Annotated in this window: 19 protein-coding genes and 1 tRNA gene; 7 read left to right on the top strand and 13 right to left on the bottom strand. The window is 42.5% G+C overall.

Annotated elements, in window-relative coordinates:
• Positions 1–6: 6 nt before the first annotated feature.
• A complete protein-coding gene (locus SNE25_RS15355; RefSeq protein ID WP_321565983.1) occupies positions 7–1548 on the bottom strand; it encodes a glycoside hydrolase family 28 protein in 1542 nt (513 codons plus the stop codon).
• Positions 1549–2001: 453 nt separating this feature from the next.
• On the opposite strand from SNE25_RS15355, the gene SNE25_RS15350 reads away from it, so the two are divergent.
• The gene (locus SNE25_RS15350) at positions 2002–3264 is read left to right on the top strand and encodes a hypothetical protein (RefSeq protein WP_321565982.1); all 1263 of its coding nucleotides are present in this window, start codon (positions 2002–2004) and stop codon (positions 3262–3264) included.
• A gap of 97 nt (positions 3265–3361) precedes the next feature.
• Here SNE25_RS15350 and SNE25_RS15345 read toward each other — a convergent pair whose 3' ends face one another.
• From SNE25_RS15345 to SNE25_RS15295, 11 genes are all read right to left on the bottom strand, one after another.
• Positions 3362–4909: a GDSL-type esterase/lipase family protein gene (locus SNE25_RS15345; protein ID WP_321565981.1), complete on the bottom strand. Its 1548-nt coding sequence runs from the start codon at positions 4907–4909 to the stop codon at positions 3362–3364.
• A gap of 90 nt (positions 4910–4999) precedes the next feature.
• Positions 5000–8635: a DOMON domain-containing protein gene (locus SNE25_RS15340; RefSeq protein WP_321565980.1), complete on the bottom strand. Its 3636-nt coding sequence runs from the start codon at positions 8633–8635 to the stop codon at positions 5000–5002.
• A gap of 15 nt (positions 8636–8650) precedes the next feature.
• Complete coding sequence (locus SNE25_RS15335) at positions 8651–10588, bottom strand: NHL repeat-containing protein (protein WP_321565979.1); 1938 nt, start codon at positions 10586–10588, stop codon at positions 8651–8653.
• 318 nt (positions 10589–10906) lie between these two features.
• The gene (locus SNE25_RS15330) at positions 10907–11050 is read right to left on the bottom strand and encodes a hypothetical protein (protein WP_321562136.1); all 144 of its coding nucleotides are present in this window, start codon (positions 11048–11050) and stop codon (positions 10907–10909) included.
• A gap of 56 nt (positions 11051–11106) precedes the next feature.
• Entirely contained in the window at positions 11107–11229 is a 123-nt protein-coding gene (locus tag SNE25_RS15325) for a hypothetical protein (RefSeq protein ID WP_321561241.1), read from the bottom strand.
• Between the two features lie 55 nt (positions 11230–11284).
• Complete coding sequence (locus SNE25_RS15320) at positions 11285–12688, bottom strand: RagB/SusD family nutrient uptake outer membrane protein (protein WP_321565978.1); 1404 nt, start codon at positions 12686–12688, stop codon at positions 11285–11287.
• Between the two features lie 10 nt (positions 12689–12698).
• On the bottom strand, positions 12699–15815 hold the full coding sequence (locus SNE25_RS15315) for a SusC/RagA family TonB-linked outer membrane protein (protein WP_321565977.1): 3117 nt from the start codon (positions 15813–15815) through the stop codon (positions 12699–12701).
• Positions 15816–16679: 864 nt separating this feature from the next.
• Complete coding sequence (locus SNE25_RS15310) at positions 16680–17633, bottom strand: hypothetical protein (protein ID WP_321565976.1); 954 nt, start codon at positions 17631–17633, stop codon at positions 16680–16682.
• A gap of 221 nt (positions 17634–17854) precedes the next feature.
• Positions 17855–18046: a hypothetical protein gene (locus SNE25_RS15305; RefSeq protein WP_321565975.1), complete on the bottom strand. Its 192-nt coding sequence runs from the start codon at positions 18044–18046 to the stop codon at positions 17855–17857.
• 30 nt (positions 18047–18076) lie between these two features.
• Positions 18077–18535, bottom strand: a complete 459-nt coding sequence (locus tag SNE25_RS15300; RefSeq protein WP_321565974.1) for a hypothetical protein — start codon at positions 18533–18535, stop codon at positions 18077–18079.
• Positions 18502–18575: transfer RNA gene (locus SNE25_RS15295), tRNA-Pro, on the bottom strand. Before SNE25_RS15295 ends, SNE25_RS15300 begins: the two co-directional genes overlap by 34 nt.
• Before the next feature lie 226 nt (positions 18576–18801).
• On the opposite strand from SNE25_RS15295, the gene SNE25_RS15290 reads away from it, so the two are divergent.
• Positions 18802–20004, top strand: coding sequence for an NAD(P)/FAD-dependent oxidoreductase (locus tag SNE25_RS15290; RefSeq protein WP_321565973.1), 1203 nt, complete (start codon positions 18802–18804; stop codon positions 20002–20004).
• Positions 20005–20012: 8 nt separating this feature from the next.
• Here the strand turns inward: SNE25_RS15290 and SNE25_RS15285 are convergent, their stop codons facing one another.
• Positions 20013–20420: a DUF4199 domain-containing protein gene (locus tag SNE25_RS15285; protein WP_321565972.1), complete on the bottom strand. Its 408-nt coding sequence runs from the start codon at positions 20418–20420 to the stop codon at positions 20013–20015.
• A 274-nt stretch (positions 20421–20694) separates the two neighbouring features.
• Between SNE25_RS15285 and SNE25_RS15280 the strand changes: the two genes are divergently transcribed.
• The 5 genes from SNE25_RS15280 (at position 20695) to SNE25_RS15260 (ending at position 26380) form a co-directional block, all read left to right on the top strand.
• Entirely contained in the window at positions 20695–21672 is a 978-nt protein-coding gene (locus tag SNE25_RS15280; protein WP_321565971.1) for a YeiH family protein, read from the top strand.
• Between the two features lie 95 nt (positions 21673–21767).
• Positions 21768–22913, top strand: a complete 1146-nt coding sequence (locus tag SNE25_RS15275) for a methionine aminotransferase (protein ID WP_321565970.1) — start codon at positions 21768–21770, stop codon at positions 22911–22913.
• A 99-nt stretch (positions 22914–23012) separates the two neighbouring features.
• On the top strand, positions 23013–23795 hold the full coding sequence (locus SNE25_RS15270; protein ID WP_321565969.1) for an amidohydrolase: 783 nt from the start codon (positions 23013–23015) through the stop codon (positions 23793–23795).
• A 191-nt stretch (positions 23796–23986) separates the two neighbouring features.
• Positions 23987–25258, top strand: a complete 1272-nt coding sequence (locus tag SNE25_RS15265) for a TolC family protein (RefSeq protein WP_321565968.1) — start codon at positions 23987–23989, stop codon at positions 25256–25258.
• 21 nt (positions 25259–25279) lie between these two features.
• Positions 25280–26380, top strand: a complete 1101-nt coding sequence (locus SNE25_RS15260; RefSeq protein ID WP_321565967.1) for an efflux RND transporter periplasmic adaptor subunit — start codon at positions 25280–25282, stop codon at positions 26378–26380.
• Positions 26381–26437 lie beyond the last annotated feature (57 nt).

Here is a 26437-nt window from a genome sequence, read left to right as displayed (position 1 = left end):
TAAATATTATCTGATAATAAGTGCTTTTTTCGGCGCCGAATCTTTTAATTCATAAAGGCGATGGATATTGTCATCGTACTTCCCGGTTATACTAATATGATTTGATTGTGCACCACGGATCCGGAAAAGAAGGGGAATTGTTTTATCCGGTGTACAGCCTTCAAAACTGAATCCGGAAACATTATTTAGTTCTATCAATGGAGCATGCTGTATGGAAGCGGTTGCTTTTAGATCAGAAATCCGGATTCCATGCCCATCCTCAATGTACACAGCCGGCCGGGCCTCGCCGGCATCGAGCCTAAACTGAACGTTATAAAAGCTGATATTACCGACATGTCTGAGATATATCCCATAAGCAGGCAAACTGGTGCCGAACATTCGATTTTCGGGATAAGCATGTTCCTGCTCCGGGACCTTGGTTGCGTATTCACTCCTACTCCCCCCTCCCGGGTTTTGAATGTTGATATCACGCAACACGATATTCTCTATCCGGAAACCCGGAATTGCTGTAATACTACTCGCAATCCTGCTCACGCTTTTGGCGGTTATATTGCTGATCATTACATTCCTGGCTGCACCCGTCGCATTACTTCTGCTACCCAGTCTGATAAATAACGGCGTTTGCACGCCATCCATCACAATATTGTTAATGTTAATGCCATCCATCACCCCGCCATCAACTATCTCCAGTGCAATTCCTGCGAGCCCGGTTACCGGTTCCGTTACTCCGGGCACACTGCGTTCCCAAAAGCGGAAACGCGATTCGGAAGCCCTCCGCAAAACGCAATTGCTTACATTGATATTTTTGAAGCCTCCTACAGAAGCAGTGCCCATTTTAATAAAATTGCAATTGGAGGCAAGCACACAATTAGATACAGTCACATTTTGACAAATGAAACTGCTGTCGCTTTTAAAACACAGGGCATCGTCGTCAGTATCGATGATACAGTTGCTAATCGTTACATTTTTGCTGTCGATATCCAATCCGTCGTTATTAAAATTAACGTGGGCGTATATATTGATACCTTCAACATTAACCTGATCGTTATAAAGCAGGCGAAATGTCCAGAAAGCCGGATTTTTAAGGCTAATGCCGGAAACCAGTACTTTACTGCATTTTTTGATCATGACCAGAAATGGCCTGTCTGGCGTATTGTCCCCTTTAAAAAAGGCGTCCCCATTGCCATTGATCTCACCGTTGCCAGTAATTCCTACATCGGTTGCTTTTAAAGCGAATATCAGCCCCCGCTCACCGGCAAATTCGGGGTAATCAGCATGATCCCGGCTCCCCGAAATTTTAGCCCCCCTGTCCAAATAAAGTTCAACATGACTCTTTAAATATATCGTCCCTGTCAAAAAATCTCCCGGTGGAACCACTACACGCCCGCCGCCATTAGCGTTGCATACATTAATAGCTTGTTGAATATACTTTGTGGATAATTGACTGCCGTTTCCTATCGCGCCATAATCTGTGACAAGATAGTCTTTGGCTAATGCGATGCAGGGAAAAGCAATACTAACGAAAAGCAAGGCAATGATTTTCTTCATCAACATCATTATTTAATTTGATTGTTTGACGTTGAGAGTTGCCGGCTTTGTGCGGATTCGGCAGGCCACCCGAGCAGGTGAGTACCGGTAAAAAGGAAAAATAACATCAGAAAATAGTTTTTCATAATTAACTAAAGTGTTCCAATTGGTAATGCCTCCATCACCGAACCGGGAGACAATGAGAGCGAAACTATCAATTAGTATATTTCAGGTTAAATGCATTCTCGGGCAGAGTCAAGCATAATGCACAGGCGGTAATTTTTTATTATTTTACCTGTATTATTGTTAACCGGATTGATGTTTCCAATTAGTAAAACAAAGCGCCAACACAAAAAATCTTAAAAAAATAACATCAACTGTAATAAATTAAGATTGCATTTTAGCATATTTGAAAGCCACCTAAAAACTCAATTACTCCACCGCTCATGCTTTTTGCACGATCGTTTACCTAAAATGAAAAATCCTGATTATTTGCTAAAATGTACTCAGTTAATTGAGGATAAAATGCAGTCGGGCCCAAGCAGGGACTGGATTGATTATAATTATTCCATGCTTCATGACCGAATTTTTGAGGCAACCAAAATTTCGATCAGTGTACGCACACTGAAACGTATTTTCAAAGTAAACGATAATTACGAGCCGCAAATTGCCACCAAGAATGCTATGGCTCAATACCTTGGTTATAAGGACTGGGCGCTTTTTTTAAAAGAAAATTTTGACAAGGACTCTAAACCTGTTGAAATTCCGGCCAGTGTAGTTAAACCGGATAGTCCGGTTGCAGGTCAACAAAGCAAGCGCAGCGTTTGGATTGCCGGCGGACTTCTGTTAATCGTCCTCATAGTGGGATTAACATTCTTTTTTAATCAACCCGATATTACCTTCAACGTAAAAAACACTTCTGGGCATGCCCCGCTAACTGCCGCTATTAGCTATGACCTATCCGGTTTGAATTATAAAAATGCGTTTATAGATTTTGGGAGCGGAGGTGAATATAAACTGTTGCTCGGCCCCAAAGGCGAACTTACCTACCAATACAAAACACCTAATTTTTACAAAATGAGGCTGATTGTTGATGGTCGTGTATTGGCAAAAAATACGGTTTATGTACAAACAAACGGATGGGTTTGCTATGTAGGCAATAACGACCAGAATGCAAGGGTAGTAATCGATTCAAACAAATTCAATGATAAAACATCTTTGTATTTTGCACCTGCAGTAATAAGCAGACTTAATATTAATACTAAAGAGGAATACTGGGTTGATTACCGTAACATCAAAAATTTCCATGTTGACGGCGATCAAATGACAGTTGAATTTCGTTTACGCAACAGCCAGGATATGGGTGGGTTTGATTGCTTTGACACCAGCCTGGAGTTTACAGGCGAAAGCGGGCGCGGACGTTTTAAATTTGTTAAACCCGGCTGTACCCAGTTTGCTGATACCGAGTTTGGAGATACTCAGTTAACGGGAAACTTCCACAATTTATCTTCGTTGGGAATTGATCTGTCAAAATGGACTGTTGTACGCATCGAAACCCGAAATAAAACCAGCATGGTTTATATAAACAATGTTTTTAAATACAAAACGGTTTACAACACCCCTATAGGCAACATCCGGGGGCTTTTTTGCCGGTTTAAAGGATCAGGACAACTTGATTTTATCAGGGTATATGATCAGCAGCATCATTTAATATACGTGGATGAGTTTAACCATTAACAGGTCATCTTTTGGTCCTGTTAATGGTATTATATAGTGGAACGATAAATTGAATAACATCTAAATAAACTTATCAGCTTTAAGCCTCACACTAAGGTCAATGTTCACTGAAAGCTTCTGCAATAATTGGGGCAAGCAGGCGATAACCGGCGGCATTAGGATGAAGCCCATCACCAAACAATTCCTCTTTAATTTTCCCCGCATCATTGAGGAACACTGCTCCGGGATTAATGTATTTAATATTCACTTCTGCAGCAAGCTTTTCAATGTCGACGTTAAGGGCAGCAACCCTCGTCTCCATATTACGGCGTGACAGGATTCCCGAAATAATTATCCTGCTTTGAGACTGCCTTGTTTTAGCAGCAGTAATAAGCTGCCTAAGGCCCCTAATAATTTCGTCGTCGGTATTTGATTGCAGATTATTAGTGCCTATCATCAATAAAATATGATCGGCCTTAAAGCCATCCAATTCATCATGATAAATCCTCCAAAGTACATTCTCAATCCTGTCCCAGCCAAAACCCATATTTTGCACAGCTAACGGCTGCAAATAAGTATCCCATGAATCCTTTCCCCTTACGATGGTTGATTGCGGCAGCCCACCCCAGTAATGAATGATGGAATTAGCAAATATGATATTGTGTGGTGCCTTTGTTTTATTTAAGGTAAGTTCATCTGCATGCCTTCGTCGCCAATCGTAATTTCTGTCACGATGCTGGGTTAAAGGCCTCATCGTCGAAATATCGCCTCCGGATTCCTGAAGTACGAGGCGTACCTGCGCATTGAAGGCAGCCCAGTCATCTGTCGCGGGGCGGCTTAATATATAGATGCCTTTGCCCCCTGCTATCTGCCTGGCAATTTCGTTCAATATTGCCTTTGATTTGTTTAATGATTCATGTTCACAAGGAGTGATAAATACAGGAATGCCGGCTTGTTCTATTTGCCTGGCATCTTTAAGCATTTCATTTATCTTACCAGCGCCTCTGTAGGCGCAAATCTCCAGAAAAACCGCTTTTGTTGGGGCCTTTGCGGCCTGTCCTAAAAATACTTTCCGATCTGCTTTATCATCAAAAACAATAATGGGACGATCCAACTCTCTTTCCAGCCGGGCCGGCCAGCTATTTCCTGCTTCAATGCCTTTGTCTTCCTCTATCTGCTTATAAATAAAAATTTGTTTTTCGGGCTGAAGGGGCAGTAGTTCAAATTGGCTTCGTGCGTCTGTGCCTATCTTAATGTCGGACAGAGCCTGACCTATCGGCAAAAACAGCCTGTATTCGATGCTTTTACGGGGTTGAGGATTATCAATTGAAATATCCCGAAATAATAACGAAACCGAATCCTCTCCTGATCGGGTTCCTTCAAATTCAGTCCATTTTCCATCATCGTCCAAAGCATATAGTTTGCATTTGCTTTCCGCCAATTTGCTTTTAGTATTTTTAACTTGCCCATAAACCAGGCGAACAATCATATTATTGGTATTCGTAACGAAATTCAAATATGGGTAATTACCGTTTTCGCTAGATAGCCCATTCAAACCCTGTTGAAGCGGCGCGTGAAACTCTGCCCATTTAACTCCGGTTGTTTGAGCAGAACAGTAAGCCGGCGTTATCAAAACAAGAAGTAAAATTAATCTCTTAAATTTCATAGATGCATTTTTATAAAACTGTCCGCTGAAATCTTCAGCGGACAGTTCCCGTAGTTCAAACGATATTACGCATTTTTTATCCCTGAATACTTACTTTTCAAAACCAAACTCTACTTCGTTTGCCCAATGCGTTTTCCAATCAGGGTGAAAGGCCCTGGCATTTACTTTAGATACACTTCTGTCCTTAGCCAATTCCATTGTAGCGGCAGGTGAGGCATTATCATTAACCCGGAAGGATAACTTAATTTTCTTCCCGCTTTGCAGCGCTTTATAAACATCCGGTATTTCCGACCAGGGAATGGCACATTCTGTAACAAGTGTGTTCCCTGTCCTTTTAATTACCAATTGGCTATTTCTTACAGGCCCCTCTCCCGCTGATTTTGGCTGACGGGGAAAGAAGTGTTTTCGGTTGAGTTGCGGGGTTAGCAAGCGCCACATTTCTGTGCCACCGCCATATTCGGGCGCTACGCTGTTCATGGCATATTCATAATCGGTATCCTTGTAACCGGTATATCTCGGCATTGTTCCCGGAGGATTTGCAAGCATGCCATCAGCTCCTGCGGGCAGTACGTTGAAAGCAAGTATCACGTTATCATATGAATAACCGAGTCCCGAATTATCCGGAGTTACCGGGTTTTTACGATAAGTATAATGACGTACTCCATCCGGCCAGGGAAGCGGGAGCTTAACCTTCACTTCAGGTATGCTAAGTTTTATACCTCCGGGTATCATTGCTTCGACTCCTATAATATTATATCCATTCTTCCCATAAAAGCCTTTCCAGTTTCCCCTGGTATCCAGGTCTTCCTTTACAAAAACGGCTTTATCATGAACTTCGGCGTTTGTTGAATTATCGAAGAAAATCCCGGCTACTTTTACTGATGTCCACCAGTTATAAGTGCGAAAAACAACTCTTACCTTACCTGTGAGATCAAGCGATTCAAAAGCACCCTGCCATAAATTTTCTATTTTTTTGCGCAAAAGGAAATTGCCGGTCTGCCCATCAAAAACCTCAATTGTTGCATTAGGCACCCTGATATTGGGCATGTAGAAAGATACACGGGTGTATTTTTGCGCCGGCAGGTCCAGGTCGATGCCAAATGCATAAGCAACATCGCTGCTTGAGAGGAAATGCACGGTCCTTCCGGTTCCATTGGGCTTTTGCAAATCGCCATTGTCATTGCTTTTTGCTGGGACACTATCTTCTTTTGCTATAAGGGTCTTATCCATATCCATGATATATGCCGTGTCAGGATAAAAAAATGAATCGTCGGGCCTGTTTTCAAAACGGTAAGTGCCCGGGTGCGGCGTATTATCGGCAACTTTAGCGGCAAAGTAAAAGTTCTTATCATCATACCCAAAGTAACCGTTTGCATAGCCCTCTGCCCTGTTATCAAAGTTTTTGAACGGATACCAGGCAGCTTCGGTAAGGCTTGTACTTTCAGTCCCCTTACTGCTTACGGTTTGTGGTATAGCCGGCTTCCACTCATCCAGGTTGCCATCCACTTTAACAGGGATCCGGGAAATTACATTGACATGCATCTCTTCATTTAATACAGCAATACCATCTTTTGGCGTTTCAATACGGACACTTAATGGATAGGTATTAGTAGCATTGGCTTTGCCTTTAATTATTTGCAATGGCACAATAATCATTTCATGCGGGCGGATGCTTATGTTTTTATTGTATGACAATTCTAAGCCAGAAAGCGAGGCCGACAATTGCCCGTTTACAGGCCTGTTTAGGATATTGGTTAGCTGAAGATTTAGTATGGCTTTTTGTTCAATGCGCGCGGTCATATCTTTAGCAATAATTTCAATTGGCTCATATCCCGTGATCTTTGCATGCTCCATAGCTTTAATAAGCCTGTCGAACGAACCCTTAGTTCCATCAGACCGCAAATAATATCCCTGCGTATTAAGCGGAACACGGATGTTTCCACTTTCAGCGGGAATGATGTTTCCGTAAAAATCATATAACCTAAAGTGACTATCAGCAGGTATAATCATTGAACCTCCTGACAATGGCTGGGCAATTTTTAGCAAACGTGACAGGCTATCTTTCTGTGCCGGGCTAAGCAATTCATCATTTAATTGCTTGCGGATCCGTTCTTTATCCTCAATTTCTTTAAGGCCCCTAACACTCCTGAAAAGCAAACGATCGGCACCGAAGGCCTCGCCAATGTCTCCGCATATAACCGCTGTACCATCGTCAGGATTATGATCATAACCATCAAACAGCATCACCCATGGCAGACCTTTTTTGAACAGCAGCCGGTTAAAATCCCTTTCACCAACCAAATGTTGTACCGCGCCTACGCCAACGGCCGGCGACCATGCATCAGGGATCCGGTTTATAGTGATACGACCGGCATCCGTCATAACCTTTTGTTTAAAATGCTCAGATCCCCTGCCACCTGTTGAAAGGTATCCTGCATAAATCCCCATAGAACGATCATACCCGGTAGATCTATTGGTTGCAACGGTAAGCCCGATACGATCATCCGTATTGCCTACCCAGCTTTCCGTATCCCATATTTTAACATGCCCTCTCGGCGATTTCCGGTTGATCCATTCTGGGTAAATACTCGGGGCTTCCATTCCCTGGTAATGGATGGAACAAAAGTCAAAGATTGGCAGAAAAGTCATTTTACCATCGGCAAAAAGCTTATCCCAGGCGTTCGAATTTGAATCGCCTCCGCCAACCAGCACATCTGCCCCTTTTTTGCGGGCATCGAGAACAGCATCGGCCATGCTTTTATAAATTTCCCGGTATCGCGGAATATCAGATTGCCAGCCCGAAATTGAGCTTCCTTCCCAGGGCTCATTCCACAAAGAAACTGCCGTAACCGGGCCTTTCGGCCAGCCCTGATCAATGCAGAACCGATGGACGAACTTTGCAAAATCAGTATCGGCAGAGGGTGCCCATACCCAGTCCTGCTTAGTTTTACGCATCACGCCCTCGTCGTTTAACAACGACCGGGGCATGTCGAGTGGTAATTTTGCGGTACCTGCTCCAAACATCAATAAAACCGTGATATTTCTATCGCTGTATTTTTTTAATTTTTCATAAAGGGCCGATAATTTGGTCTGATAATCGGCATCCGTGGTTGGAAAATAGTCTATCCCCATCCTTATTGCCTGTACACCGAGCCGCTGAAGAAAATCCGGATCCATATCATCCAGCGATTGTTTAGGGTATTGCAGTCTTTTTGGATTAGCCGCAAACGTCCGTACCACACTGCAAATGAGGTGCCTGCCGTATTGTCCGAGATCAAGAATAAGGGCATATCCTCCAAACGTGGCTGGGATAAGTGGTTTTACTTCAATATTGGCAAAGCCTTTAGGTTTAATAGAAACTGGTATAGCTGATGACGAAACCGTAGCAAATTTCACCATTTCAGGCAACCAAACATCATTTGGCCTGCCTTTGGTACCATACCGAATAATTTCCAATTTACCTTTAACCTCAAGAGGTGCATTGAGGTTGTTGACAACCTGAATGGTATAGCCCGGCTGTTCGCCGGGCCAGAGTATATTGGTATTAGTGCTGGACTGGATGAGGGCCACATCATAGTCATATTGCCTTAAGCCCGTTTTGAGATTGAAAATCTGGTTGTAATTTACCCATTGCTCAGGAGAAGTCATTTGCGCAGTCACAATAAGCGGACTTCCCAACAGCAACAAGAACAGGCATTTTAATAGTATCGAATTAATTGTATTCATTTATAGCTGCGGTTATTATTGACCCGGTGTCCACTGGTAAAGTACCACTTTATTAGCATTGTAGTCATCTTTAGTTATCAGGTATTGCCCGTTTGATTTTCTATATGCGTTGATGCCATACATTGAATCAACATCATTGCCAACATAAACATCATTATTGGTGGTCATGCTCAATACCAAGGTTCCGGTAGCAAGATCAAAAATATCGATATTTGGCACTGCATAATAGCCTACAAATACGTAATTACCCGAAGCCGTCATTGATTTTGCCTGACCCCTGGTAAGCGTTATAACTGTATTTGGTATGCGGTTACCGGCCTTCCATCCGTTATAAACTTCTAACCGGTTACCAATCAGTGTCCAGTCGGAACTTCCGCCGGCCAGTATCATCCGGTCGCCATTTGGTAAGTATGCAAGACGGTTAAGGGGAGCAATACTTGCCGGTACAGGCGTGCTCACAGGCGAAGCCCAGGTTGGCTTTCCGCTGGCGGTAAAGCCGGTAAGCTCATAATATTGAATGGCATTTGTCTTATCCTGCGAAATCCAAACACCACCCAGCGAATCTAAAGCAAAACCGTTTCTCACCTTGGTAAAAGAAACGCCCGGGATACCAATATAACCATCGGTGTTTCTGTTAAAATAAAAGCTGTAGAAAGTATCGGGATTTTGGCCACAAGCCATCAGTATCCTTTTTCCGCCAACATTGGCAAAATGCCCGAAATGTAAGCCTCTCGAAGGATCGCCTAAATTGATACGCGGATCGGACGGATACCGGAACGGGTCTATCGTATTCCCTTTAAACCTTCCTCCTCCTGTACCACTATAGGTATAAAACATGTTTCCGCTATAGAAATCAGCCCCGTCTGTTCCTGAGTCTGCGCCGGCATTGCCTTCAAAATTCAGGGCCTGTAATACCCATAGCAGGGTTCCGGAGCTGCTGTAACAGTGAATATCAGTAGCTCCATTGCGCCCTAAATCCCATGAGCGTCCCCAGGGGTTATTGAGCACATACAGCTTTCCTGTATTGTCTTTTCCTATTCCAACTACCCTGGTAAACCTTTTATCACCTGTTTGCCCGCGAATGCCGGTTGTAGATTCCAGATAACCGCCAGTAACGCCAAAGGTCGATTGCAATTGCGGAATTGCCGATAGGTTTGAATAGATTTTGATGTTTTGATCCGGCCCCTGATCGCCGATATAAAGTAAACCGGCCGTATTATCGCAATAAAGTGCGGAAGGCCTGCTGTTGGTTCCCATATCAATTACAGCACCGGCAACACCTGTAGTGCTATAACTCTTTACCTGGCCGGTGCTCATCTGGGCAACCCACAAATTGGATTGACTGTCTATTGCCAAAGCTCCCGGTTCAGTAACCGTCCATTCCCTTAGCAAAACTCCCGCGTTACTATATACGCCGATCCTGTTCCCGGCAAAATCACTTACAAAAATCTCGCTGCCGTTTACCAAAATCCCACGAATGGCATCGCCGGTACCGTTACTTGCTTTAAAAAGCAGGTTGCGCGTTTTGGTACTTCGACCATAGCGACCAATGTAACCAGCATTTGGCGCCTGCTGGGCGGTATAGATAGAGGTTGAATCACCACCTATGGCGCTCCCCTGCGAATCTTTAGTACCGCCCATTGCACCGATGGTAGCACCATTTTGGTAAATGCCAATGTTCCTGCTCTTTTCGTCCCAACCCGATGCTGTGTAAATTATACCATCGGGCGAAACCCACATTGACCGGGCAGCATTACCCACATGATTATTAACATCCGGAAAATTGTTCCCGAACCATGTTACACTATAATCGGTCGCTAAGGCAGATAGCTTTTGATTACCTGCACCTAATATAGGTTTTACGTGACTGTCACCAGCTACAATTTGTTTTTTGCAATTGGTGCCGAGTGCTGCAAAACAAACCAGCAATGTATAAATTACTTTCTTTTTCATAGATATCACTATTGAAATTGTCGAGTAGACCTGGGGAATTTCACCCCAAGTCCCTCATAGAACCGTGCTTGATAGTCTCCCATCACACGGCTCTTATTAACTAATACACCGGGGTCTGTCCTTGACTCCGCGTGTTTTGCTTTCATCCTTTGCTACCTCCTGATCGCTCAGTTTTGCGCCGGATATAGAAAGCCTGTTAATACATCCCCTTCGCTCCATTCCCATTACAGGAACTTCATTACTAATACGGGATGTTCCGCCCCCGTGCCATCCATCGGTACTTTCCCTCTTGCCGGTGCACCGACTTGAGGTTTTCCCTTAACATGATGGCGACAGGTTCTCGCGTTCCATACAAAAGCCTGTGTTAAGCTCGTGCCACTTATACACCGGATGCCGCAAAGCCAGTAAACAGGTTCCCGCCTTGCTTGTCCCTGGGTCGCTACTGTTACCCGGTTTTGACATCGTCTAATCCTTTCGATGCCTCATCAGTGGTTCACTTGCGTTCACCTTCTTAACACTTACCTGACACCTTTAATGATGCCTTTTCCGCTAACGCTCACTACCAAGGCACTTAACCAAAGCAGCTTAGCGGCGGTTTGGTACCCGCTCCTGTAAGCCGATACCGAGGGGCCGTCCCTCATCTTTTATACAGCTCGCAATCAGTGGTTCTGCGAACCTCTGATTTGCTCGCGACACTCAATAGCCCGGATTTTGTTGTAGTTTAGGATTACGGCCAACCTCCCGTAGCGGTATAGGCCATAGCATTTGATTGGCTGAAATGCCGAGTACTGCTGTAGCACGGCCAGTCCTGACAAGATCATAAAAACGTTGCCCTTCAAAACACAGCTCCTTCATCCGCTCGTTTTCAATTGCCTGGGTAAGATTGTAGTTATTAGCTACGTCATTTGCACTCGGAAAATCCCGAGGTGACGCCGTATTTATTGGTAACCCGAATGCACGCCTCCTGATGATGTCAAGTGCATCGGTAGCCTCTGCAGTTTGCCCCAGGTTATTCAAAGCTTCTGCACGCACAAGAATAATATCGGCAAGTCTGAGGGCTATAATATTGGGATCGATACCATTGGTTAGCCTTAAATATTTCCCCACATACGGTACCGGTGGTGTGGCCGGGCTATTGCTTACAGATACATTTTTCCTGATATCACCCGTTTCAAAGGCGTTGATGATTTTATCTGTAGGCACAATCTGGTAGCTGCCACCCTGTATACCCACTGGAGCAGGTGTAGGTACATATAAACTGAACAGACCGTTACTTTCAGATGATGAGCTTACATATTGGATTTCAAAAATAGATTCGCTGCTATTTTTAGATGAAGCAGAGAACATAGCCGCGTATGCAGAAGCCCCGGAAACTAGGCTGTAGGTGGTGGTGTTGATTACTTCTAATGCTTTTGCGGCAGCGTTAGTGTAATCCTTCATGCTTAAATACACCTTGGCCAAAAGCGCCTTTGCACCGCCCTGAGTAGCCCTACCGCGTGTATCAATATTGGAAGGATAACTCAAAGGAAGATTAGTTTCGGCAATTTTAAGATCGGAAACGATCTGACCGAATACCTGGTCGCTTGTAGAACGGGCAATGGTAAAGTCGGCATTGAACGAATCGTAGGGTGCAGTTACAAGGGGCACGCCGCCATAAGCTTTAAGCAGGTTAAAATAAAAATAGGCCCGCATAAAATATGCTTCGCCCAAAATCCGCTCTTTTTGCCCGGCAGCAAACAAACTGCCATCAATATTCGGAACATTTTTCAACACGTCGTTGCATCTGCCAATTCCTACATAATTATTTTGCCAATAAGTGGCAACTATTGCATTGTCAACCGTGATGCCATGCTGGGAAAAGGGGCTGTAATTAATGAGTAAAGCATTGGCCAGATCGGATGCTGCATCAAAGGCCACCGGGTATTGTGTAGACAACGCCTGGGCAGCATCGTAAATCCCTGTGACAGCGGCTTCTGCGTCGCCGGTGGTTTTATAAAAATTTTCTTCCGTGATTTTATCCTGAGGAACCTGGTCAAGTACCTTGGTACATGAATTAAATAGCAATACTGGTATAAGGAGCGTTATTAAAAACTTTTTCATGATGTTTAAATTAAAAACTAACATTGATGCCTGCGCTGATGGTTCGGGGTTGCGGCTGCACCGCATAGTCGATACCCAGTTGTGAATTCTTAACAGACTGGTTTTGGGCTTCCGGGTCATAACCTGAATATTTGGTCCATAACGCAAGGTTTTGTCCGCTCAGAAATACTTTCGCCGATTGAATCCGCAGCCTTTTCAAAATGGAAGAAGGAATATTATAGTTCAGCGTAATATTTTTCAGCCTGATAAAGGAGCCGTTCTCCACCCAGCGCGAGGACATCTCCCCATTGGTAAGACTATTGGCAACAACCGGATCGTTAAAAATGGCTTTCGGTACATTGGTTACGGTGTTGGCAGGAGCCCAGCGGTTTAAAACCGCTGTATTTCCGTTGTTATAACCTACCATACGCTCCAATATGGCGCGGGTTTGATTATAGACCTGGTTCCCATAAGAGAAATAAAGAAAAACGCTAAGGTCAAATCCTTTATAACTGAACGTATTGGTAAAGCCGCCCGTAAACTTCGGAAGTGCATTACCGATAATAACCCGGTCTGCAGCGTTTATTTTTCCGTCGCCATTGGTATCCTGGTAGACCATATTGCCTGTTGCAGGATCTACACCAAAGCTCCTGTAACCAAAAAACGACCCAACCGGTTCATTTACACGGTAAATACTGGTGGGCAACGTTGTGCCGTAAAGGCCAGGTAAACTTTCGGTAAAATCAGAGCTGGTGGGATCGCCAACAACCAATTGAGGAAGATCGGTAATTTTGTTCCGGTTAAAAGACATATTGTAGTTTGTGCTCCAGCCAAATTTACCCCTGATATTATCGGTACTTACGTTGATATCCAGGCCCTTATTCTGCAGCTTGCCTATGTTTGCACCATTAGTTCTGGCAAAACCTGAAGTGTAAGGCAGATCAAGTTTAAAGATCAACCGGTTAGTTTGTTTAAGGTATGCGTCAACAGTGATATTAACACGGCTGTTGAAAAGTGACAGATCAATTCCAATATTCGTTTGGGTCGTCGCCTCCCAGCTAAGGTCTTTATTTGAAAGCGTTGAGGCTGCAATACCTGGCTCGGTGCCATAGTTTACCGCTGTAGCGTAGGTTGCCAGTGAGGGGAAATCGTTCCCCAAACCTTCCTGACTACCCGAAACACCTATGCTTGCACGCAGCTTCAGATCATCAACGAAGTGTTGATTTTTCATGAACGACTCGTTACTGATACGCCAGCCGCCGGAAATTGTAGGAAAAAACCCATATTTCTGATTTGTACCAAAACGCGAAGAGCCGTCAATACGTGCGGCTACCTGTACAAGGTACCGGTCCTGATAATTATAATTAACACGACCGAAATAAGAAAGCAACCCCGATTTCGACCGGTAATCGCTTGCTTCGGTACGGTTGGTAAAGCCTGTTATTGCAGGGATCAAATCCGTAGCGCCGGTGTTTCCGGCTGCGCCGATACGGCGGATACTGGTAACCTGGGTACTTTCACCGATTACTCCTGAAAGCGAGTGCCCTTTGGGTAAATTAGCCGTATAAGTCAGGGTGTTTTCATTCAGCCATAGCATCTGGGTAAAAAAATCAGCTGCACCGGTAGCTGCGCTACGGTTGTTAATTTCGGAAGATTGATAGCGATCATCCTGGATACCCTGATTATCCATACCGAAACTTGTGCGGAACTTCAGATTTGGTAAAATGGTATACTCTCCAAAAACATTTCCCACATACCGATCAACAATAGATACAAAACGAAGGTTATTGGCCAGCATCACCGGATTGGTAGCCCGGCGGTTAACATCGTAATAATAGCTTCCGTCGGCATTATAAATAGGATAATTAGGATTATATATCAACGCATTAGCAAGTACCGACTGACCGGAAAAGCTATTGTCGATACGATTGTTCAATGAGTGCATACCGTTCACGCTAATCCCTATTTTCAGATTTTCGGTGGCTTTATATTCTAGGTTTACCCGTCCGTTAAAACGTTTAAAATGCTGCTGGCCCACAACCGTACCAGTTTGATCAAGATAGCCGAACGATAAATAATGAGTGATGTTTTTATCGCCCCCCGAAACAGATAAATTGTATTCTGAAATAGGCGCATTCCTAAAAATTGCATCCTGCCAATTGGTATTTACGCCTGTTTTTTTAATAGCCGTATCCACCAGTAACCCGGCATTAACTCGTTCTTCGCTTATAAGGTCTACATATTGGTCTGCGTTAAGCAGGGAGAGCCTTGGTGTAACACTTGCAATACCAGTATAAGCATTAAAGTTAAAGCGGGCCCTTCCAGCTTTTCCTTTCCTGGTGGTAATCAGGATTACGCCGGCCGCAGCACGTGATCCATAGATGGCTGTTGCTGCCGCATCTTTCAATACCTCAATAGACTCCACGTCATTCGGGTTAATGTCATTGGTCGCCGTTATCCGTTGCCCGTCGCCTCCAATTGGGGATACACCGGCAGGAATATTATTCATCGGAACGCCATCAATCACATACAAAGGCCTATTCTCTCCAAATAAAGAACCGTTACCACGGATGCGGATATAGGTTTCGTCGCCTGGTGCGCCTGAATTTTGAACCACCTGCACCCCTGCAACTTTTCCCTGCATAGCCGCGTCAAGGTTTGTTACCGGAACCTTTGCAATGTCTTCTCCTTTGATAGAAGCCACTGATGATGTCAGGTCTTTTCTGGTTTGGGTTCCGTAACCCACAACAACAACTTCGTTTAGCGATGTTGAATCATCAACAAGGTCAACGGTTATACTGGTTTTTGTGCCAACAGTAACTTCCTGTTTTACAAAACCAACCATACTGAATATCAGAATAGCGTTATCTCCGGCTTTAATGATAAAGTGTCCGTCAGCATCGGTAATGGTTCCGCCCTTTACGCCTTTAACAGAAACGGTTACACCCGGCAAAGGCCGCCCTTTACTGATAACTGTACCTGTGATGACATTATCGGGAACACGGTGAAATGTTCCGTTTTTTATGACGGGGTGTGTTAGTGCCGGAGCCGCTTTACCATTAAAAGCGATACAGCTTACAAGTGCAGGTATAACACAAAGTCTTAATGCTTTATGCCTATACTTCCATTGAAGTAAAAATAATTTCATAATTGATTATTAATTGTCAAATTGGTTTCTTGACTAATGGCGCTAACTTTTTGGGGCTTTATTGTCATGATTTACCCAACCGGCAACCATTATCCTGGCAGCATGCACACCGGACAATCCTGAATTTAGCTGAATAAGAAAAACACACCGCTACCTCTAAAAAGCGCTATTAGTATAATTGGTTAACATCATCCTAAACTGCCCCGAATCATTTGCAACTAATGCAGGGCGCTATTAGAGACTACCGTTAAAGCAAACATATTATTACTGCTATCAAAATGCATCAGGCAGATACAGGCATTTACGTGCATAGTCAACAAAACAAGCAAACTACTTATAATCAATTATTTACAATAATTCAACTACTAATACTTTTAATAAGGCATAAATTTCATTCAAGGGGCAACAGACGGGTGTATGTATGCATCGCGGATAGGTTTCCAGCCTAATGTCGATTCCCAAAATCCAGGCTACCCGTAAAACGATGACAGCCATTGCCAGGGCAAGGAACCTGTTTGCTGCCTTACCTGTCTTTTGGGTGAACCAAAGCAATAGGACAAAAGTCAGCCCGATAAATATTACTCCCAGGAAGATTAGGTCATAAAGGTTAATATACCGCCCGTCGTACCTGATCCGCCGATCCATGCAGAACCATTGGGAACCACCGTCAACGGGGCGATAGCTGCATTCTCTCCGGCTTCCGTACTTAAGCCGGCAACAGGTGTAGTGTTCCCGACACTAACTTTATCTGTTGTTGTATAAATGGTACCACCAGGGTTATTAACCCACTGGGCATGTAAGAATGGCGAAAAGGGATAAAATAAGGATAAGAGTCAGGGCTACCTTTTTCATGATTCAATTGAATTATTTTTTTCGTAATGATTTAACTTGTTTTATTAACTGGTCGATTTGTTCCTGTTGCTGCTTGTCTTTGTTTTCCTTCTCAATCAAATACAAAGTCAATTCTTCCACCTTTTTAACCAATAGCTTATTCATCTCCCCCAGGTTAAGCCCATCTTTAGCGAGCTCTCGTTCTGATGGCATATCCGGCAGGTGCTGGTTCTGATCGATGTAAGTCTTCACTTCTGATAGTGATGGCAATTGGTAGTCTTTTTTAAAGACATAATCGGGCCAGTTGGCGTATAACTTAACCGTCATGGAGGTAGCTATGGCACTGCCGTTTACAGCAAACTTATAGCCTTTGGTGTCGGCAGTACCCACCCCCACATTACCAACAGATGGTTGCAATACCAAACTGCCCCCGTCTGTTAATGCGTAATCAGTAGTTTGTAATGTTACATACCTGTCAGCTATCGATGCCGCTCCGTAAATCATTGTTCGAAGTCCAAAGGGGCCGGATGCTTCATTCGTTGATAAGAATGAAGCAACGTTGCCGGCAACTGTGGTTTTGGGACTGGAAACGGCAACGCTTAATAGGGTGACAGGAGTCAATGTTCCAATCCCGACGTTACCCAGTGTATTGATAAACATTCGGTGGTCAATGCCATTGGTACCAAATGTTAAGCCTCCGCCAGCTTCCGCGGTAAGATAAATATTAGCATCACCAGATGAGGCGTCGCCCAAATAGCCACGTCGTACCGTGTTGTTTGAATCAAAGAAAGTAAGGTATCCCAATGAGGCTACACCACTGGCGCCTGTACCCGTAATCCGGATTGCTTCTTGTCCGATAACGTTAAGCTTTCCCTGAGGAGTTGTGGTTCCAATCCCGACATTCCCGCTTGAAGGAAATGTATTTTGCGCATAAGTGCGGTATCCAGTTAATAAACTAACAAAAAGAGTCAAATAAAAACCTTTCATGAAGTGATTTAAGTTTAGTGTTAATATTATAGGGGATTCGTATTTCTGAAGCATAAGGCAATATCAGTCCCTTATTGGAGAAAGTAGCTTAGCTTGTTTAAAATCAGATACAGTTAGCGGATCAAATCCTTAAATGGACTTGCAATAGCGGAGTATTTTTCATTGTGATAAGGTTGGTTATTTATTTAAATTTCCGATTTCTAAAATCGGATATAATATTGTTACAAACAAATATTTTTAATATTAAAATGGTGCACATTGGCTGCCTTTGTTTCCAAATCCTTTACCCTCGGTTGCAGCTTTTCCAGTTCCATTTCTTCTACTTTGTGCTGACGGTTTTCCAGTTGGGTAACTTTCTTAGCTAAACTGTTTATGATTTCGTCTTGCATGTTTTTATCTTCACTGTAATTCATGATTTACTCCATTCAATTGATTAATAATTTTTAATAACTAATTCCCTGACTTTGGTCTTGGTCTTGGCCTTTTCTTTTTCTTCTTCTGTAAGGTTCATCCGGTTCCGGTGTAATCACTGGCAGATGTTCAAACGGGTTAAAGATTGGCTGGTGATGGGATTGCTCTTTGTCCGGTTCTTTATTTATTACCTCCCTTAGCTGCTGTGCCAAAGATGGGCGTTGTTCCTCTGCCTCTTTTTGCCGTACCTGCTGCCCTATCTGTTTGTTCAATTTTCCGTAGCTCAAACTGCGGTCAATTTCTGACCCTTTGAATTTGTATTGACCCGAAGATGTGAGCAATTGCGTGAGTAAATCCTTCTTTGATATTGATTGGTGGTTTTTGGTGGTAAATAAAACAAAAAAACCGCAAATCACACTGATTTGCGGGTTCTTGACTTCGATTGGTATCGCTTTAGTCGGGATGGCAGGATTCGAACCTGCGGCCTCCACATCCCAAATGTGGCGCGATACCGGGCTACGCTACATCCCGTTCCCGATTGGGTTTGCAAAAGTAGGATTTTAAATTAAGTTACAAAACTTTTTTTCAAAGAAGTTTAAAGCTAAAGTTTAACTCGTTCATTTGCACGGGATTTAATTTTTTTAAAAAATTTCCGAGTCTTATTTTAGTATGCTATTAGCTCAATTTACACAAATATTGTTGTTGTAAAACTTTAAATACTGAACAATGTTGTTTTATACAAATCCCTCAAAAGCATATGAACCTGTATGAACAGCACCCTTACTGGCTGATGAAGAATGGTATTGTTGCCTCTTACCCTTCTTTACAACATGATCTACAGGTAGACATAGCTATTATGGGCGCTGGTATCAGTGCGGCATTAACTGCCTGGCATTTGCGTAACTCAGGATTAAAAGTGGCTGTGTTTGATAAAAAACATGCCGGCATGGGCAGTACCGCTGCCAGCACTGCTTTTTTACAATATGAAATTGATACCCCGTTAACCAAATTAAAGGATTTGGTAGGCGAAACAGATGCCATAAAAAGTTACGAGCTTTGCCGAAAGGCTATATATGATATTCACGATCTGTGCAAATCATTTAAACCAGCTTTTGATTTTCACCTACGGCCAAGCCTGCAATATGCCAGCTTTAAAACTCACAAAACAAATTTATCAGAAGAATTCAAGCTTCGTAAAAAGCACGGGTTTAAGGTAGAGTGGCTTGAAAGTACCGATGTTAAAAAGATATTTGGCTTTGATGCGCCCGGGGGCTTGTTTTCGGCAGATGGCGGCGAAGTTGATGCTTATTTACTTACTCATGCTTTATTTAACAATTTTCAGGAGGCTGGTCATAAGGTTTATAATAACACTGCTATAAAACACATAGAACATACCAAACAACGTGTGTTGTTACTTACCACTAATAACTTAACCATAAAGGCAAAAAAACTGATAATAGCCTGCGGATATGAGAGCCTGCATTATATTCCTAAAAAAATAGCCGACATTAACTCCACTTATGCCATGGTTTCGGAACCTGTTTCTGAGGATTTTTTCTGGCACAAAAACAGCCTGATCTGGGAAACCGCGGAACCTTATATGTACTTTAGGGTGGTTAGCGAAAACCGCATCCTGATTGGAGGCCGTGATGATCCATTTCATAACCCTCATATTTTGCCATCGGTAATTATCAGAAAAACTGAATTATTAAAGAAAGCATTTTTAAAAAAAATGCCGCACATACCTCTTGTACCCGATTTTAGCTGGGCTGGGGCATTTGCGTCCACTAAAGATGGATTACCTTACATTGGCTCGATACCCGAAAGACCTAATACCTATTTTGCTTTAGGTTTTGGGGGTAATGGAATAACTTTTAGTGTTATAGCAGCTCTAATTATTCATGACCTGATACTCGGTAAAAAGAACCCTTATGCAGATATATTCCGGTTTAACAGATAAGGTAATCTCTAATCAAGTTTACTTGACCTGTTCATAAGCGCCAATGATACCGTCACACAAATCAATATCCCTATCAGCAATCCTCCAAACAACCGGCCCGAAAAATCAAGAAAGTTATTTCCCTGATCAACATAATTCAGGTAAACAAGCCCCGCAAGGCAGGCAAAGCCACCGCCTATTAATAGTATCTTAAAACTTTGAAACAATGCTTCAAAAAAACTAAGACTATTGTGCTTTTCATTCTCCTTATAACTCTTCACACCGATGTAAACCCCTACCAACGGTATTAAAATGGATAAATATTCAATTGGGTCAACACGGTTACCAGAATTACTATACCCAAACGCGTGCATTACGAATAGCCAGGTCCCGCTAAAAATCCCCATAACCAAACCTGTTACAAATGCGTTTTTCATGACTTCAATTTACAAAAAAATAAATGATGATTCTTCTATAGGAAGTCCAAATTATAAATAATTGTTTGCACATCTATTGTAATTAATGAAACACACAGTTAAAGGTGGTTATTATAACTTTAAGAAATATTAACCGTAGAAATAATTTCAGTAATTGCAATTATTCAGCCATAAATATACAACCAAATAACTAAAAGTTATTACGGATTGCGTTTTGTGATGAAAATAGCATCGAACAAACTGTCACTTTTGTGATATAATTAATGAACATCACATGCATACGCAAAATCAAATCACCGATAATACCAATAACCTGTTACTCCAGGTAAATTCAAATGCTCGTATAATTATATTTATCATCTGCGCAATACTTTGTTTAACCCCATTTATAAATCCGGCAGCTGCACTTTTAATGGGTTTAGTTATAGCACAATTTACAGGGCATCCCTATCTGCATCTTAATCATAAAGCCACTCATCTTCTACTTCAGATATCGGTAGTTGGCTTAGGGTTCGGAATGAATGTACACAGCGCCCTTCAGGCAGGTAAAGAAGGTATATTATTTACTATAGCATCCATTACCAGCACTTTAATTTTAGGATATTTTATTGGCAAATGGTTTAATATCGAAAAGAAAACCTCATTCTTGATCTCATCAGGGACGGCTATTTGTGGTGGCAGTGCTATAGCAGCAATATCACCTGTAATTAAAGCCGAAGAAAAACTAATATCAGTAGCCCTGGGCTGTGTTTTTATTCTTAATTCTGTAGCGTTGTTTATATTTCCGGTAATTGGGCATCATTTAAATCTTACCCAAACTCAATTTGGCCTATGGTGCGCCATTGCAATTCATGATACCAGTTCGGTAGTAGGTGCAGCCAGCAAATATGGCACGCATGCTTTAGAAGTAGCCACAACGGTAAAACTTGCAAGGGCATTATGGATAATTCCCGTAGCTTTCCTGTCGTCGTTTGCTTTCAAAAATAATTCAAAAAAAATAAAGATCCCTTATTTTATCGGGTTATTTATCCTGGCCATGATTCTTAACACCTACCTACCCGCGGTGGCTATAGTTAGTCCTGTTTTTATAAAAATAGCCAAATCGGGCTTAACACTTACCTTGTTTTTAATAGGCGCAGGCCTGTCACGCACAGTACTCCTGTCTGTAGGTTTCAAACTTTTACTACAGGGTATATTATTATGGGTAACCATATCATTAGCAGCTTTATACGCAGTAATTCACATAGTTTGATCAATTTTCGTATAAGGTTAAATAATTTCAGCAAACAAAAAAAGCGTAGTTTTACGTGTTACCCTTTATCGTTTTTTGCTTAATTTTGGCGCCTGATGATACCTGTTGTTTCAAAACTCCCCCAAACCGGCACAACCATATTCACCATTATGTCGGCCCTGGCCAACGATACTGGTGCAATAAATCTTTCGCAGGGTTTTCCTGATTATGACTGTTCCCCTGAGCTTATTGAGCTGGTAAACCAAGCCATGAAAAATGGCCATAATCAGTACGCTCCTATGGCCGGAGTGATGAGCCTACGTGAAAGAATTGCCGAGAAAACCGAAAAGCTATACGGCGCTGTTTATAATCCCGATACCGAGATCACGATAACTGCTGGTGGTACACAAGCAATATTTACTGCTATAAGTGCTGTTATACATCCTAATGATGAAGTGATCATATTTGAGCCTGCCTTTGATTGTTATGCACCCGCTATTAAACTAATGGGCGGTGTTGTAAAATCATTAGCGCTCGAACCGCCAAACTACCGTATTGCCTGGGATATGGTTAAAAGGCTGATCAATCATAAAACAAAAATGATCATCCTTAACTCGCCGCATAATCCAACTTCTACTATTCTTCATAAAGAAGATATTGATGAGCTGAGCGCCATAGTAAAAAATCAGGATATATTGATTTTAAGCGACGAAGTGTATGAACACCTGATATATGATGGCGAAATTCATCATAGTATGGCGCGCTATCCGGAGTTACAGCAGCGCAGTTTTATTGTGGCATCATTTGGCAAACCTTTTCATGCTACCGGGTGGAAAATTGGTTATTGTATGGCGCCTGAATACCTGATGCAGGAGTTCAGGAAGATACACCAGTTTTTGGTGTTCGCGGTGAATACCCCTATACAATATGCTATAGCCGAATATCTGAAAAGAGAAGAAACATATATGGGCCTGCCCGATTTTTTTCAGCAGAAGAGAGATTACTTTCGCAAGGGCCTGGAGCAAACCCGGTTTGAACTATTACCTTGCTTCGGATCATATTTTCAGTCAGTACGTTACAATGCAATAACCCATGATAAAGATGCTGAATTTGCTATACGAATGGCTAAGGAAAATGGTGTTGCCTCCATACCGGTTTCGGCTTTTTATACCAAAGGGATAGATCATCATGTACTAAGGTTTTGTTTTGCCAAAAGACAAGAAACTTTAGATAAAGCCGTTGATAGGTTAATGAAAGTTTAAATTGCCAACAAAATAAACCTGTGGATAATTACCACCATACGTTAACTTTATAAAACATCGCAAGACTATTGACTATAGTGCTGCGACTAAAAAACGCTTATGGATAATCTTAAAATTACTGTTTTTCAAGGCTACCTCTTTTGGGAAAATACCGATAAAAATTTACAGAATATCTCATTGAGATTATCAGGTGGTATACGTGAAAAAACAGAACTGATTATACTGCCAGAAATGTTCAGCACCGGCTTTACTATGGACGCCGAAAAACTTGCTGAGCCTATGGATGGTAAAACCATGAAGTGGATGCACAAAACCGCGCAGCAGTATGATTGTGTGGTAACAGGCAGCATTATTATAAAAGAAGCTGATAAATATTACAACCGCCTCATCTGGATGCGCCCCGATGGCACCTATGAACATTACGATAAACGCCACCTTTTTGCCCTTGGCAAAGAACATAATACTTATACTGCAGGTACCGAAAAACTTTTTGTTGAATTGAAGGGATGGATAATTTGCCCGGTTATATGTTACGATTTGCGTTTTCCGGTGTGGCTGCGCAATGTTGGCGAAAACGCTTATGACCTGCTCATTATAGTAGCCAACTGGCCCGAGCGTAGGGCGTTGCATTGGCGTACCCTATTACCTGCACGCGCTGTTGAAAACCAAACTTATGTAATTGGTGTTAACCGCGTTGGGCACGATGGCAACGAGGTTTATCACTCTGGCGATTCTACTTGTATTGACCCCAATGGCAATGTGGTATATTACAAGCGCGATGAAGATGATGTGTATACGTTCTCTATCATAGCCGACGAAGTAAAAAAAGCGCGCAGGGCCCTGCCTTTCCTAAAAGATGCTGATGATTTTGAAATAAAATAACTTCAGTTTTCTCAGTCCTTAATTTTTTTCTTAACTGTAATTTTTTTAGAATTTGCAGGGGGATACTATGCCCGATTTATTCAGTTGCGCCTCAAATGTAACATCTATAACTCTGTTCATTATCTATATCTGGTCTTCATAGAAAATTCATATCCGTTCCGAATTTTTGTAGCGTTGAATAGACGAGGATCATGTTTAAAATAAAAACCCTGCTTTTTTTATCAGTCTCACTTCTTAGTTTTACTGCTAACCGGGCCAATGGCCAAACCGACACCGTTAAGATTACCTTTCAAGATGCTGAAAAACAATTTCTTGAAAATAATTTAAGCCTTTTGGCTCAGAAATACAATGTAGAGGCATCGAAAGCGCTCATACAGCAAGCCAAACTTTGGGACAATCCCACCCTTAGCACCGATCAAAATATACATACCAGCGGTAGTAAGTTTTTTGATCATAGCAATGGCAGCGGACAAGTATTTGTTCAGCTAAGCCAGGTGTTTACCACCGCTGGTAAACGCGGCAAACAGGTACAGATGGCTAAAGACGACGCCATGGTGCAAGAGGCTGCCTTTAACGATTTGATGCGCAACCTGAAATATAACCTGCAACTCGACTTTAGTCAGCTGGCTACCCTGAATGCTCAGGAAAAGGTTTATCAGAACGAGATCACATCAGCTACAAACCTGGTTCAGGCCATCCAGAAATCTTATGACGCGGGTAACACATCCATGAAAGATCTGATCAGGCTTAAAGCTTTGCTTTTTGGCTTGCAGAATGATATGGTAGAGAACAACCGCCAGATCAATGATCTGCAAACAGAATTAAAAGCCCTGTTGCAAACCAAAGAAACTGCGTTTGTTGATCCCATTATTAACGACAAACCCGTCGAAACTGTAGCGCTTGATATCCCTGCTTTAATCGAACAGGCTAAAACCAGCAGACCCGATTACCTGTCAAACCAATACCAGCTTAATTCGGCCACACACAACCTGGCTTATCAAAAAGCATTGGCTGTTCCGGATATAACCATTGGCGCGTCGTATGACAAAAACAGCAGCTACGCGCCTAATTATTATGGATTAGAAATTGGTTTGCCCCTGCCCTTCTTTAACCGTAACCAAGGCAATATTAAATCGGCCAAATACAATATCCAAAGCCAGGAAAGCACACTGAAGCAAAACGAGCTGCAGCTTAAAAACGATGTGGTAGCCGCTGTAAATCAATATAAATTAAACCAGCAGCTTTTCACAACGCAGCAGGTTGAGTTTAATGAACAGTATGATAAGTTATTTAACAGCATGCTCAAAAGCTTTCAGCAACGACAAATAAGCCTGGTTGAGTTTGTTGATTTTTTTGATACTTATAAAGATACCAAGCTTAAAATATTGCAACAGCAATACAACCTCCAAAAAGCCATTGCCGATCTGAATTTTGCCACCGGCACCACTGTAATTAAATCCTGATAAATTTTTATAAATAAAATAATGATGAAAAGAGAAACGCTGTTATCCGGCATCTCCGCTTTACTATTGCTTGCCGCCTGCAAAGGTAAGCCGCAACCCGTAGCAGAAAACAAACAGGTTTGTGTTAGCGACTCCATGGCGCACATGATAACCATTGACACTGCAAAAACAACCACCATGAAAGATGAACTAAGCCTTTCGGGCGAGGTATCTTATGATGACAATAATGTGGTTAAAGTATTCCCATTTGCCGGCGGGCAGGTGTTGGACGTTAAGGTTTCGCTGGGCGATAAGGTTACCAAAGGCCAAACACTGGCTATTGTGCGCAGTGCTGATGTTGCTGGTAATTATACCGACTTAACTGCTACCAAATCAGACCTTGCCATTGCCAAACGCCAGTTAGAGCAGGCCGAATATTTATACAAAAACGGCATATCAAGCGAACGTGATTATACCGAAGCAAAAGAAAACTACAATAAGGCAGTTGCAGCAAATAGCAAGGTACAACAGCAAATTGCCATTAACGGCGGAGGTAATACCAATGCAGGTGGTACACTGGTTATTAAAGCGCCTGAGAGCGGTTATATCGTCGAAAAAAATATCACTTCGGGGAGTTTTATCCGTCCGGATAACAATAACAGCATGTTTACCATTTCAAACATGAAGGATGTTTGGATCTGGGCCAACGTGTTTGAATCTGACATTAGCAAGGTTAAAACAGGTTATGAAGCCAAGGTTACTACCGTAGCCTATCCCGATAAGGTTTTCACCGGCAAGGTAGATGCTGTAAGCTCGGTACTTGATCCGGATAACAAGGTAATGAAGATCAAGATAGTATTGCCGAATACCAATATGTTACTGAAGCCCGAAATGTTCACCAACGTGATTATCACCAATAGTGAAAGGGCCCAATCGGTATCGGTACCGGCAAAAGCAGTAGTATTTGATAACAGCAGGAATTTTGTGATTGTATATAACGACAAGTGCGATTTAAAACTGCGGGAAGTTAGCATCATTAAAACCGTGGGCGATACTACCTACATTGCTTCGGGCCTTAAGGCCGGTGATAAGGTGATCTCCAAAAATCAGCTGTTATTGTATGATTCTTTAACAGGAGAATAAACAAGAATAAGTTGTATCCGAGTTACAGATCAAGGATGCTTAATAACTAACACTATT

Origin of the sequence: Mucilaginibacter sabulilitoris (assembly GCF_034262375.1) — a bacterium.
Classification (GTDB): domain Bacteria; phylum Bacteroidota; class Bacteroidia; order Sphingobacteriales; family Sphingobacteriaceae; genus Mucilaginibacter; species Mucilaginibacter sabulilitoris.
The sequence above is the reverse complement of the archived record's forward strand: the minus strand, read 5'-3'. Positions and strand labels throughout refer to the sequence as shown.